The following is a 12,062-nucleotide window of genomic DNA, read 5'->3' as shown; positions in this document are numbered from 1 at the left end:
CTAAAATTCGTTATAGATAAAATTACCTTGACCTTGTCCTAGGTAATTGTAGAGATAAATTAGGGCCATAAAAATGGCGAAATAAAGCAAGGTTTGTCCTAAAAACACTAGGACGTTTTTATGTTTTAACATTCTAATTTTCGATACCTTTTTTTATATAATATCCTCTTTAGTTTACCATCTTATCAGTATTTTTTCCAATAAAAAAGAAAAAATAACTAAATTTCATTTCTTTTTCATTAATAAGCTTCCGTGATAAATGATTGGCTAAAATCATAAAAAACAGAGCTTAAAAGCTCTGTCGGATTTAACTATTTTGTGTCTTTTGGGCCGTCTGCATACGATAGTACATTCCCTTAGCTTGCATCAGTTGTTCATGGGTTCCGTGTTCAACGATATCTCCATTATTCATGACCAAAATAAGGTCCGCATTCTCTATGGTAGATAATCGATGGGCAATGATGAAACTTGTTCGACATTTCATTAATTTAGCGAAGGCCTCTTGAATGAGAAGCTCTGTACGAGTATCGATACTAGAAGTGGCTTCATCCAAAATTAAGATTTTAGGCACATTGACAAATATGCGAGCAATGGTCAAAAGCTGACGTTGTCCCTGAGAAAGGGATTGCCCCGCATCATTCAAGTAGGTGTCGTAGCCTTGAGGCAACTGCTGAATAAAGAAATCAGCATTGGCAGCCTTGGCCGCTGCTATGACTTCTTCACGACTGGCTTCTGGATTTCCATAGGCAATATTATCATGAATAGTGCCGACCTCAAGCCAAGTTTCCTGCAAAACCATCCCAATCTGTTTCCGAAGACTCTCACGAGTATAATCTGTAATAGGTCTACCGTCCAGTAGAATGTTCCCCTTATCCAAATCATAGAAACGCATAAGTAGGTTAATCAAGGTAGATTTCCCCGCTCCTGTTGGACCAACAATGGCAACAGTACTTGCGGCAGGGATATCAATGCTCAAATCCTTGATAAGAGGTTTATTAGGCAAATAGCCAAATTGGACATGGTCAAATTGAAAACGTCCCTGCACATCTGCTTCTTCCAAGACCACCTTACCTGTTTCTGTTATTTCCTCTTCATCCAATATCATATAAAGGCGATCAGCACAGGCCAAAGCACTTTGAAGTTCAGATAGAACAGATGAGATATCATTAAAAGGTTTCGTATACTGAGTCACATAGTTTAGGAAGGTAGTCAATTGTCCCACTGTAAAAGCGCCACCCGACATGATCCGATAGGCACCAACACCAGCAATGAGAGCATAGATCAGACTATTGACAAAACGTGTAGCTGGGTTAACTGCTGACGAATAAAAGATAGCGCCCTGTGAATAATCGGCATACTTACCATTAACGTCTTTAAAACTCCTAACCATCTGGTCTTGAGCATTTAAACTCTGTACTAAAGCTTCTTGAGTCAAACTTTCTTCAATCAACTGAGTCTGCATGCCTCTCCATTTAGTTTGATTGCGATAGAGTTGGTAGCTCTTCTTTGCGATAAAACGTGCCACAAGCATTGACAAAGGCGTCATCACTAGAACTAATAGCATCATGAACCAGTCTAAGCGAGCCATGGTAATGATTATGACAAAGATAGTCAAAAGCCCAACGAAAAATTGGTTAAAGACCATGAGAAGTCCGTTGTTTAATTGATCACTATCTGTAGTCACACGGCTAACCATGTCTCCAGTTCCTTGACGATCAAGGTAACTGAGAGGCATAGCATGAATTTTCATCATGACTCGTTCACGTAAACTTTCGCTATATGAATAAATTAATCGATTATAAATCAAAGGGTTAAGCCACTGGATTGCACTATTAGCTAAGATAACTACAAGCATCTGCCAAATTAAACGTGACATCAATAAAACGGCGTTCATCTTAAGAACAGCGTCCACTGCATCACCAATTAAGATAGGTAAGTAAACCGTTAAGGCAACTTGAATAATGGTCCCAACAGTTGCTAAGGCAAAGAGGTAGCGCTGACTTAAGATATCTCTACTTAAACGTTTAAGCGTTGATTTATTATTTCTAGCCTTCATCAGCGACCTCCTTTTGATGTTGAGAATAATGAATGTCTTGATAGAGTTTATTTGTGGCAAGCAATTCTTCATGATTACCCAAGCCAACTTGATGTCCCTTATCAAGCACCAAAATTTGATCAACAGCTTTTAGACTATTTGTTCTTTGCGAAATAATAATCAAACTCGTTGATTTAAGATTGTCTCTGATAGCTGCTAGTAGGCGACTTTCAGTCAAGTAATCTAGGGCTGAGGTGGAGTCATCCAAAATCAAGAATGGTGCTGGTCTCATCAACGCACGCGCAATAGTCAAACGTTGACGTTGACCCCCCGAAAAATTACGGCCAAATGACTCAACTGGCTCATCCAAACCAAGATCCTTGTCTTTTACAAAATCAGCAGCCTGAGCCATGTCAAGCGCATGCCACAGTTCTTGCTCACTCGGTTCGTGGTCAAGTCCTAAGGACAAGTTTGAACGAATGGTTCCTCTAAATAACTCAGCTTTTTGCGGGACATAGGCAACCCAAGAACGCCACTCTTTAAGGTTTTTTGGTGATTTTTGATCTTTGAAAATAGCTAGCGAACCAATCTGAGGCTGATATAAGTTCATGATTAAGTTCACCAATGTCGATTTACCTGAACCTGTACCACCAATAATACCTAGTGACTGACCTTGAGTAAGACTGACATGAATCTCTTGGAGTGATGGCGAACTAGCTGTAGGATAGGTAAAGGTCATCTGATCAATAGCTAGCACTGTAGAAGCCTGACTAGAAGTGCGGACTTCTAAAGGTGCCTCAATATCCTCATCTTGGAGTTCAAAAATAGCTTGTACCCGTTTCGCTGAAATAAAACTTTGATTCAGATTAGTCAACATCATGGCCAATTTAAGGAGCTCCGTCAAAATTTGCAAGAGATAATTGACTAGAGCAATCAGCATCCCTTGAGACAAAAGGCCACCTTGAATTTGCAGATTTCCCTGCCAAAGGATAGCAATCAAGGTCATATTAACAACCAAGAAAGTCAAAGGACTAATGAGACTTGCTATCACTCCTGTTTTGAGCTGCCACTTCTTCAAGTCTTTATTGACACCAGTAAAGTTATCTAATTCACGCTCACTTTGATCAAAAGCCCGAATAACCCTCATACCTTCAAGTTGTTGACGCGTATTGGTAACAATTGATTCATTAATTACTCGAATCTTGGCGTATAAAGGATTGACGATGCGACTAGCTAGTACAATTATAAGGGTCAATACCAAGACCATGACAAGAAACCATAGGGTCAAGCGTGGACTGATTCGGAATGCCATAATAATGGCTCCTGTCACGATAATTGGCGCCCTCAAAAAGAGCCTCAAAAATTGATTGATACCCGTTTGGATTTGAAAGGTATCACCAGTCAAACGTGTCACCAAACTTGACGTTCCAATCTCATCCCGCTTTTCCTTTGATAAACGCATGATTTTCGCATACAAATCATTGGTTAAACCTCGGGCATAGCCAACTGCTGCTCTGGATGAAAAATACTGTGCTGAAATAGCAACAACAACCCCAATAACGGCAAGTCCGAACAAGAGAAAAATCATCATAAACAGATGATTTTGGTCTTTATTTGGAATAGTTGTGTCGACAATTCCAGCAATTACTAGAGGGACCAAGAGTTCGAAACTGGCTTCGATTAATTTAAAAACGGGTCCCAGGATACTGTCTTTGACGTATCCTCTAAAATACACTAATAATGCTTTCATTTGTCTTTCCTAAGTTTAACGTCCTTACTCTTTAGAGGCGTGAGAACATACGCATCAAAAAGAGATTAAACTGTACTTCCTTAGCGTAGTAAATATTTCCGCCATTTGTATAAAGTTTTCCGCCACCATAGTACATGGCAACTGGTTGGTAATAGGTGTATGTTTTCCCGCTGGTGTTTCCTAGACTCGGAGCAACGACATTTTTAGAGTAAGCCTTTGCGAGTTCGACGGTGTTAACTCCACCATTATCAGCCACATAATCGATATAGGCCTTACCAAAATTATAGGCTTGTACTGCTGTCCAAGGATCCACCTTATGGTGGGCAGCTTCTTCCAGATTTTCCGACAGCACCGTCACCCCTTGACGAATACTTTCTTTTCGATCTGTTATGGAGTTGGTCACCCCTGTAGAACTTTCACTGGACTGCATCACGTCATCTGTCTTCCCCTTGGTTTCTGTGTAGATCATAGCCAGAACCAAATCGACATTGGTTGTATTATCAATGTCGTCCTCTGCCAAAACCTCCTTAACCATGGATTCATAGGTTAAGACATGTTGAATATTGGCATGGATTCGATAGCATTGGATACCTATGATGAGGACTACGACAAAAACCGCCAGACGTCTTATCCATTTAAACATATTATTTATTGATGATATCCTCGATATTTTTGATGAGAATAGAGTAGGTGCCATCAGGATTTTGAATAAACTCAACACTATCAGCATCCTGATACACATTATTAGGCACAATTAACTCAATTCCGTTCGATAACGATAATTTTTGATTCTCCAATTTCTTAATTTGACGCGAATGGTCAATATCCGATACCGAGATAGGCTCAGGTATGGCCTCTTTGAGCTCATCAACAAAGGTCAAACGTGCTGTCAAATTATTATCAAAGAGCTGGTCTGCCAATTTTTCAGGTGATAACTCTTGGTCTTCTTCCAAATTATTGAAAATAGCAGATTTCATTTTTCCTTGGAAGTTAAAGTCATCCTGATTAAAATTCTCAGCAATCTTCTGGGCAGTATCTTCAACCATCTTAATCGATTTTTTGACAGATTGTTCAGGCTGGACCTGCAACAGATTTTCAGAGAAATAATTGGCAAAGCTTCCATTATGCTTGATTCGCTTTTCAATCAAATAATACTGCTTACTACTACGATTGATTACCAAAGCTTCATCAGGTGTCTGGGCTGCAGAAGGCAAATTATTTTGTGACAATTGAATAGGATGTTGGCTATCTCCCAAAGAATGAATCAAACTGTCCTTGAGAGCAATACGCAAGAAAGCAAAATATTCTTGCCCTTCTTTGTCAAACTGAATAAAGACCAAATCATTGGTCTTTTGATCTTCAGAAATGACAAATTCTTCCTTCCAAAGTTGGGCAATCTTGACTGAGCTTTCCATCAAATCATCTCCTAAATGACTGATGAAAACATTCTCTGCATCGAAATAGCCACGTTTAGCCTCATCAGAGAAAACTTTAGAGAGTTTCTTTCGAAAATACTCATCTAAGCGTGGCGTTATTTCAAGAGGCCCTTCTGCTAAAACCAGCTCCGTATCATTTGGCGAAAACTGGTGAATGATAATGCGTTTAATATATAAATCTAACATAGTTTTTAATAGAGTGGGAAGGCATCTGTAAGAGCTTTAACTTCTCCACGAATGCGTTCCAAAACTTCAGGTTTATCGTGATTTTCCAAAGCTTCAACCATTAATTCAGCAATTTTACGGCTCTCAGCTTCACCCATACCACGACTTGTAATGGCTGGACTACCAACACGGATACCTGATGTCTTGAATGGAGACAATTGCTCGTAAGGAATACCATTCTTGTTCAAAGTAATATTAACTTCTTCAAGAACGTTTTGTGCAACTTTACCATTTTCAACAACTTTAGTCACATCAACCAAGAATAGGTGATTATTAGTGCCACCTGAGATAACACGGAAATCTGGATGTTGATTGAAAACGTCAGCCATGGCAGCAGCATTCTTGATAACATTTTCCCCATATTCCTTAAAGGCAGGGTCAAGTGCTTCTTTAAGAGCAACAGCCTTGGCAGCAATAACATGTTCCAAAGGACCGCCTTGCAAACCAGGGAAGACCGCAGAATTCAATTTTTTAGCGATTTCTTCATCATCAGTCAAAATCAAACCACCACGTGGGCCACGAAGCGTCTTATGAGTTGTTGTAGTGGTCACATGTGCATGAGGAACTGGACTTGGATGATGACCAGAGGCTACAAGACCGGCAATGTGCGCCATATCTACCATAAGGTAAGCTCCTACAGCATCAGCAATTTCACGGAATTTAGCAAAATCAATGATACGTGAGTAAGCTGAAGCCCCAGCAACGATGAGTTTTGGTTGTACTTCTTTAGCTTGAGCGAGAATAGCATCGTAATCAAGGAGTTCAGTTTCTTTATCAACGTTGTAAGCCACAAAGTTATAGGTCTTACCAGAGAAGCTAACTGGTGCACCGTGTGTCAAGTGACCACCCGCTGACAAATCCATTCCCATAACCGTATCACCTGGTTGAATCAACGACATGTAAACTGCTGCATTGGCTTGGCTACCTGAGTGAGGTTGCACGTTGGCAAATTTTGCTCCAAAAAGTTCTTTGGCACGCTCAATAGCAAGAGACTCAACCACATCAATCACGTCTGTACCACCATAGTAACGTTTACCTGGATAGCCTTCTGCGTACTTGTTAGTCAATAGTGTTCCTTGAGCAGCCATTACAGCTTTAGATACCACGTTCTCAGAGGCAATCAACTCAATATTGTTTTGTTGGCGTTCAGCCTCAGCATCAATGGCATTCCAAAGTTCAGGGTCAAATGCTTTGTAATCTTCTTTATCAAAAATCATAGAGGTCTCCTTTGAGGTCTAATGGGGTTCAATCAACTCACCCACATACAGTCGGAAATTATCTCACACTTCCATAGGTCTCTGTTAGTCATTTATTCTATGGTCAACTCGGGTAGAGCCGCCAATAGGTCTTCTTTTGTAATCTTCCCTTGTCTGAGAATTTTAGCCGGTGAAACAGACAAATCCAAAATCGTCGAATCTACACCTAACAAGGCATCATCATCTTGATAGCCAGTCACCTGAAAATCAAATTGGTCTCTTATTTGGTCAAAATAACGACCACTAGCCTTCCCAGACTTATTGGCTGAGGGACCAATTAAAGGACCTTCCGCTTGAATCAGTTCTCTAGTAACAGGATGGTCTGGTAAACGGAAGCCAACCGTCGCCAAACCCGAATTAATCCACTTAGGGACTTTATTATTAGCTTTTAAAATGATAGTCAAAGGTCCAGGCAAAAAAGCATCATACAATTGTTTCAAATATTTGGGCTGCTCTTTCGAATAAGACAGGATATCTTCATAAGAAGCGACATTCAAATTCATGGCTTTATCTCTAGGACGATTTTTCAGCTCATAGACATGGTTCACAGCACTCTCATCCAAAGCCTTAGCAAATAGACCATAGACAGTCTCTGTAGGAAGAACGACTGCGCCACCGTCAGACAAGATTTCTCTTAACACTTTCTTATTTTTCATCATCAATCACGACCATTCTATCTTGTCCAAATTGGTCCTTAAGGACACGCACTCGCTTATCTGGAAAATGTAGAGACAAGAGCTTTTTCAAATCCATTCCCTGCTTATAGCCAATTTCAAAGTAGAGCTTTCCACTAGGAGTCAAATACCTATCTGCCTCCTCAATAATCTGTCTATAAATGGCAAGTCCCTCTTCATCAGCAAACAAGGCCATCTTTGGCTCGCTAGCCAAGACATTGACCTCAACTTCGTTCTTATCATTTTCAGAAATATAGGGAGGATTTGACACAATGATATCAAAACTGCCAGAAATATTTTCGAAAACATCCGATTGAACAAAGCTAATGTCTACCTGATTTAGCTTAGCATTCTCCTTGGCAAGCTCTAGCGCATCCACTGACAAGTCACTAGCTGTTACTTGCCAAAGGAGGCGACTCTTTTTCAGGGATACCGAAATAGCACCACTCCCAGTTCCAATATCAAGAACCTTAAGCTCTGTGCTTGGGTTTTCCGCTAAAATCAAGTCCACTAATTCCTCAGTTTCAGGACGTGGAATCAAGACACGCTCATCAACCCGAAAACGTAAACCATGAAAGTCTTCATAACCTAAGATATACTGAGCAGGCTTGTGATTCTTTAGTTGGCTAAATGTATGAGCTAATAGCTCAGCATCTTCCTCTGAAACTTCCTGACGCAATTGAAGAACAAAATGAGTCAAGTCCCACTGCGTCAAGCCACGATAAACAAAGGAAAGGGCCTCTGGCTCTTCTCCAACAGCCTCAAGCTGCTTTTCATAGTCAGCTAGAACATCCGCTAGAATCATTTGTTAAGCTCTTCCAATTTTTGAGTTTGGTCGTAAAGAACAAGAGCATCAATGACTTCATCCATTTTCCCAGCCAAAATTGTATCTAGTTTTTGAAGGGTCAAACCAATACGGTGATCCGTTACACGGTTTTGTGGGAAGTTGTAAGTACGGATACGCTCTGAACGGTCCCCTGTACCAACAGTAGATTTACGCTCAGCATCTTGTTCATCTTGAGCGATTTGTGCAAAGTGGTCCGCAACACGTGCACGGATAATCTTCATGGCTTTATCACGGTTCTTCTGTTGTGTACGTTCTTCTTGCATCTCTACTTTGATTCCAGTAGGAATGTGAACCATACGAACCGCAGTCGCAACCTTATTGACGTTCTGACCACCAGCACCAGATGCGTGATAGATATCGACACGAAGGTCCTTAGGATCAATTTCGTACTCTACTTCTTCAACTTCTGGCATAACCAAAACAGTTGCTGTCGAGGTATGAACACGACCTTGGCTCTCAGTCACAGGCACACGTTGTACACGGTGTGCTCCTGATTCATATTTGAGTTTTGAGTAGACTGATTGTCCTGAAACCATGGCAACCACTTCTTTGATACCACCGACACCATTATAAGAGGCTTCCATGACCTCAAAGCGCCAACCTTGTGTTTCTGCGTATTTTTGGTACATAGCTAAAAGGTCACCTGCAAACAAGGCAGCTTCATCACCACCTGCAGCCCCACGGATTTCGAGGATAATATTCTTGTCATCATTAGGGTCTTTTGGCAAGAGAAGAATTTTCAAGCGTTCTTCGTACTCTTCTTTAGCGGCTTTGGATTCTTTGAGTTCTTCCTTAGCCATTTCTTCCAAGTCAGGATCACCACTTGCTTCCTTAATCATCTCTTCAGCGTCTGAGATACTTTGGATGACTTGCTTGTACTCACGGTATGCTGTCACAGTTTCACGAGTATTTGCCTCTTCACGTGACAACTCCATGAAGCGTTTAGTGTCTGAAACGACTTCAGGGTCACTAAGCAATTCACCCAATTCCTCATAACGGTCTTCAACCGCTTGTAACTGATCATAAATATTCATTTGTTATCTTTACTCCTTATATAACTAATAGTCGTTTTTAGTCCTTGTTCAAAGGGATTATGTTTTCTTTAGGTGGATTAAACCAGTGCTTTCGGCAAACGGAGATATAACTCTCGTGTCCTCCAATTTGAACTTGTGCTCCCTCATAAACTGGCTTACCATCTTCCATACGAAGAACCATGGTTGCCTTTCTCGAGCAATAATGACAAATGGTCTTGATTTCATCAATCTTATCAGACAAAAGCAAGAGATACTTAGACCCTTCAAATAGATTGTTCTGAAAATCATTTTTGAGACCAAAAGCCATCACTGGGATATCTAACTCATCAACAATTCGTGCCAAATCATAGACATTCGCACGGCTCAAAAACTGTGCCTCATCAACTAAAACACAGTAAGGTCGTGGATTCATATGAGCAATGTAACCAAAAATATCCGTATCATCACCAATAGGATAGGCCTTCCGCTTCATGCCAATACGACTCGAGATATAGCCGACCCCATCTCGATTATCCAAACGACTGGTCAACAATACTACTGGTTTTCCTTGTTCTTCGTAATTATAGGCAACCTTAAGAATCTCAATGGATTTCCCAGAATTCATGGTGCCGTAGCGAAAATAAAGTTGTGCCAAACCAGTCTCCTCTAAAATATGTATTGTACTTATTTTATCATAATTCCAAGCGTAAAAGGGAGGGAGACTGAACAATTTTTGAAAAAAGTTCGCCTCTCTCCCCTATTTTTATGATAGGTTTGACTGATGTTCCAAATGGCTCAATTTTATCACCTTTATAAAGTTTTACCAGTCTATTTACTTCTTATGAATAGGCTTTAGCCAATTTTTCAAGGAGTTCTTCTTTCTCCTCATCACTAGCAAATGAAGCTTCGATTGCTGTCTTATTATGAGCATAGAAGTCTTGAACTGAGCTATCAAAATGCTTGTGATAGAGTTCGTACTCTTTGGTCAGGTTTGTATCAGAAACAGTCCGATTGTCCGTATTAATAGTAATATTAGCCCCTGCCGCTTTCATTTTTAGATAAGGAAAATCAGTAACTGTAACAGCTGCCTTGGTCTGGAGATTACTTGTTAAACATAATTCTCCTGTGACACCATTTTTGACAAACTCTTCCAAAAGCTCGGGCTCTTGAGCCAAAATCGTTGCATGGCCATTACGCTTAATTCCCATGGCAATCGACTCAGCCAAAAAGGCAGGGCAACCACACTCACCAGCATGAAAAGTCATCGGACGGTTGTAACTTTGAACTTGTTCAATTAGAGGTTTAATCGCTTTAGGTCCATAATGATGCTCATCTCCGGCAAAATCAAAACCAACAAAGTCACTATTTTCAACTTCATTTGCTTCATCAAGAATACGGGCCGTTAATTCTTGATCTGATTGGCGCATGCCACAAACTAGGGCCTTGGCTACAATACCAAATTCTTCTTGAGCTTGACGTAAGCCTTGACAAACAGCATCGATGGTTTCAGCGACAGTCAATCCCTTATCCATTGACAACTCTGGAGCAAAACGCACTTCAATATAGATGACATTTTCAAGAGCAGCCTGTTTAGCAACATCATAAGCCGCAATGGTCAAGGCTTCCTTTGTTTGAAGCAAAGGACGAATATAATCAAAAGCCTCAAGATAATCTAGGAGACTCTCACAGGTAGCCGGTGCTGTCACATGGTGTTTGAGCTCCGCATCGTCCTCAGGTAACTCAATCTGTGCCAAGTCAGCTAGGTGACGAATGGTTTTCAACGATAGTGAACCATCCAAATGGCAGTGTAGTTCTGTTTTAGCCAACTTATGAAAATCAATAACAGTCATTCTTTTCTTCCTCTCTAAACAATATGTTTTTTTATCAGATAAAAATTAATTTTTACTATCTTATCATTCTTATGGAAAAAGTCAAGGTGTCGCGCCTAATAGGACGTAGTAGATTCTTGAAATGTCATTAGCATTTTGTTAGGATGTAACTATCAAGAATACAAGGAGAAACTTTATGTCTGACTATATTTTATCAGAAGTTTGGAAAAACCCAACCTCTATGGGAGGTGCCTGGGGTGGCCTCAATCAACCTACAGCTGGTGCACGTTTTGAACAAACTTTACCTAAAGGTGACCAACCTTTCCAACTCTATACTCTTCCGACACCAAATGGTATCAAGGCAACTATCATGCTGGAAGAATTGAAAGAACTTGGTGTGACTCAAGCAGGTTATGATGCTTATCGTATTAAGATTGGTGATGGTGACCAATTCGGCTCAGACTTTGTTTCAATCAATCCAAACTCAAAGATTCCAGCCATGATGGATTACTCTGAAGACCAACCAGTTCGTGTCTTCGAATCAGCTAACATCCTCCTTTACTTGGCTGAAAAATTTGGCAAACTCATTCCAACTGATCACGCAAAACGTACAGAAGTTCTCAACTGGCTATTTTGGCAAACAGGTGCTGCTCCTTTTCTAGGTGGTGGCTTTGGGCACTTCTTCCACTATGCACCTGAAAAAATCGAATATGCCATCAACCGTTTTGCCATGGAAGCCAAACGCCAACTTGACTTGCTTGATAAAGAATTAGCAACCAAACCTTATATTGCCGGTGATGAATACACTATCGCTGATATCGCCATCTGGTCTTGGTATGGCCGCCTTGCTCAAGATAAGATTTGGGACAAGGCTGGTATCTTCCTTGACGTTAAAGAATACAAGCACCTTCAAGCTTGGACTGAAAAAATTGCCGACCGTCCAGCGGTTAAACGTGGACTTGAAGTCGACTATAAAGATATCTAATTTTTATAACGG

General features: G+C 40.5%; 12 protein-coding genes. 1 reads left to right on the top strand and 11 read right to left on the bottom strand.

The window, feature by feature from the left end:
• The 11 genes from HMPREF2877_RS04900 to add form a co-directional block, all read right to left on the bottom strand.
• The gene (locus HMPREF2877_RS04900; protein ID WP_002885174.1) at positions 1-132 is read right to left on the bottom strand and encodes a teichoic acid D-Ala incorporation-associated protein DltX; all 132 of its coding nucleotides are present in this window, start codon (positions 130-132) and stop codon (positions 1-3) included.
• A 175-nt stretch (positions 133-307) separates the two neighbouring features.
• The gene (locus HMPREF2877_RS04895; RefSeq protein WP_070578939.1) at positions 308-2,056 is read right to left on the bottom strand and encodes an ABC transporter ATP-binding protein; all 1,749 of its coding nucleotides are present in this window, start codon (positions 2,054-2,056) and stop codon (positions 308-310) included.
• On the bottom strand, positions 2,046-3,785 hold the full coding sequence (locus tag HMPREF2877_RS04890) for an ABC transporter ATP-binding protein (protein ID WP_045772375.1): 1,740 nt from the start codon (positions 3,783-3,785) through the stop codon (positions 2,046-2,048). Before HMPREF2877_RS04890 ends, HMPREF2877_RS04895 begins: the two co-directional genes overlap by 11 nt.
• Positions 3,786-3,816: 31 nt before the next feature.
• Positions 3,817-4,428, bottom strand: a complete 612-nt coding sequence (locus tag HMPREF2877_RS04885; protein WP_037611402.1) for a lysozyme family protein — start codon at positions 4,426-4,428, stop codon at positions 3,817-3,819.
• Position 4,429: 1 nt separating this feature from the next.
• A complete protein-coding gene (locus tag HMPREF2877_RS04880; protein WP_004182031.1) occupies positions 4,430-5,407 on the bottom strand; it encodes a nucleoid-associated protein in 978 nt (325 codons plus the stop codon).
• Between the two features lie 5 nt (positions 5,408-5,412).
• Positions 5,413-6,663, bottom strand: coding sequence for a serine hydroxymethyltransferase (gene glyA, locus HMPREF2877_RS04875; protein WP_021144018.1), 1,251 nt, complete (start codon positions 6,661-6,663; stop codon positions 5,413-5,415).
• A gap of 92 nt (positions 6,664-6,755) precedes the next feature.
• Positions 6,756-7,361, bottom strand: a complete 606-nt coding sequence (locus tag HMPREF2877_RS04870) for an L-threonylcarbamoyladenylate synthase (RefSeq protein WP_004182372.1) — start codon at positions 7,359-7,361, stop codon at positions 6,756-6,758.
• Positions 7,348-8,181: a peptide chain release factor N(5)-glutamine methyltransferase gene (gene prmC / locus HMPREF2877_RS04865; RefSeq protein ID WP_070578936.1), complete on the bottom strand. Its 834-nt coding sequence runs from the start codon at positions 8,179-8,181 to the stop codon at positions 7,348-7,350. The genes HMPREF2877_RS04870 and prmC overlap by 14 nt, the downstream gene beginning before the upstream one ends.
• On the bottom strand, positions 8,178-9,257 hold the full coding sequence (gene prfA, locus HMPREF2877_RS04860; RefSeq protein WP_004182370.1) for a peptide chain release factor 1: 1,080 nt from the start codon (positions 9,255-9,257) through the stop codon (positions 8,178-8,180). Before prfA ends, prmC begins: the two co-directional genes overlap by 4 nt.
• Positions 9,258-9,294: 37 nt before the next feature.
• Entirely contained in the window at positions 9,295-9,891 is a 597-nt protein-coding gene (locus tag HMPREF2877_RS04855) for a thymidine kinase (RefSeq protein WP_070578933.1), read from the bottom strand.
• A gap of 184 nt (positions 9,892-10,075) precedes the next feature.
• Entirely contained in the window at positions 10,076-11,086 is a 1,011-nt protein-coding gene (gene add / locus HMPREF2877_RS04850; RefSeq protein WP_070578930.1) for an adenosine deaminase, read from the bottom strand.
• A gap of 175 nt (positions 11,087-11,261) precedes the next feature.
• Here add and yghU point away from each other — a divergent pair, with 175 nt between their 5' ends.
• Positions 11,262-12,050, top strand: coding sequence for a glutathione-dependent disulfide-bond oxidoreductase (gene yghU / locus HMPREF2877_RS04845; protein WP_045772370.1), 789 nt, complete (start codon positions 11,262-11,264; stop codon positions 12,048-12,050).
• Positions 12,051-12,062: the final 12 nt, after the last annotated feature.

The sequence above is a fragment of the Streptococcus sp. HMSC072D03 genome (assembly GCF_001812855.1).
GTDB classification, from domain to species: Bacteria; Bacillota; Bacilli; order Lactobacillales; family Streptococcaceae; genus Streptococcus; species Streptococcus salivarius_D.
This window is presented reverse-complemented; position numbering and strand designations above follow the sequence as displayed.

What these genes read in the sequence shown, in the direction of transcription:
- HMPREF2877_RS04900 (WP_002885174.1), bottom strand. Translation starts at nt 132, where the DNA reads ATGTTAAAACATAAAAACGTCCTAGTGTTTTTAGGACAAACCTTGCTT.
- HMPREF2877_RS04895 (WP_070578939.1), bottom strand. Translation starts at nt 2,056, where the DNA reads ATGAAGGCTAGAAATAATAAATCAACGCTTAAACGTTTAAGTAGAGAT.
- HMPREF2877_RS04890 (WP_045772375.1), bottom strand. Translation starts at nt 3,785, where the DNA reads ATGAAAGCATTATTAGTGTATTTTAGAGGATACGTCAAAGACAGTATC.
- HMPREF2877_RS04885 (WP_037611402.1), bottom strand. Translation starts at nt 4,428, where the DNA reads ATGTTTAAATGGATAAGACGTCTGGCGGTTTTTGTCGTAGTCCTCATC.
- HMPREF2877_RS04880 (WP_004182031.1), bottom strand. Translation starts at nt 5,407, where the DNA reads ATGTTAGATTTATATATTAAACGCATTATCATTCACCAGTTTTCGCCA.
- glyA (WP_021144018.1), bottom strand. Translation starts at nt 6,663, where the DNA reads ATGATTTTTGATAAAGAAGATTACAAAGCATTTGACCCTGAACTTTGG.
- HMPREF2877_RS04870 (WP_004182372.1), bottom strand. Translation starts at nt 7,361, where the DNA reads ATGATGAAAAATAAGAAAGTGTTAAGAGAAATCTTGTCTGACGGTGGC.
- prmC (WP_070578936.1), bottom strand. Translation starts at nt 8,181, where the DNA reads ATGATTCTAGCGGATGTTCTAGCTGACTATGAAAAGCAGCTTGAGGCT.
- prfA (WP_004182370.1), bottom strand. Translation starts at nt 9,257, where the DNA reads ATGAATATTTATGATCAGTTACAAGCGGTTGAAGACCGTTATGAGGAA.
- add (WP_070578930.1), bottom strand. Translation starts at nt 11,086, where the DNA reads ATGACTGTTATTGATTTTCATAAGTTGGCTAAAACAGAACTACACTGC.
- yghU (WP_045772370.1), top strand. Translation starts at nt 11,262, where the DNA reads ATGTCTGACTATATTTTATCAGAAGTTTGGAAAAACCCAACCTCTATG.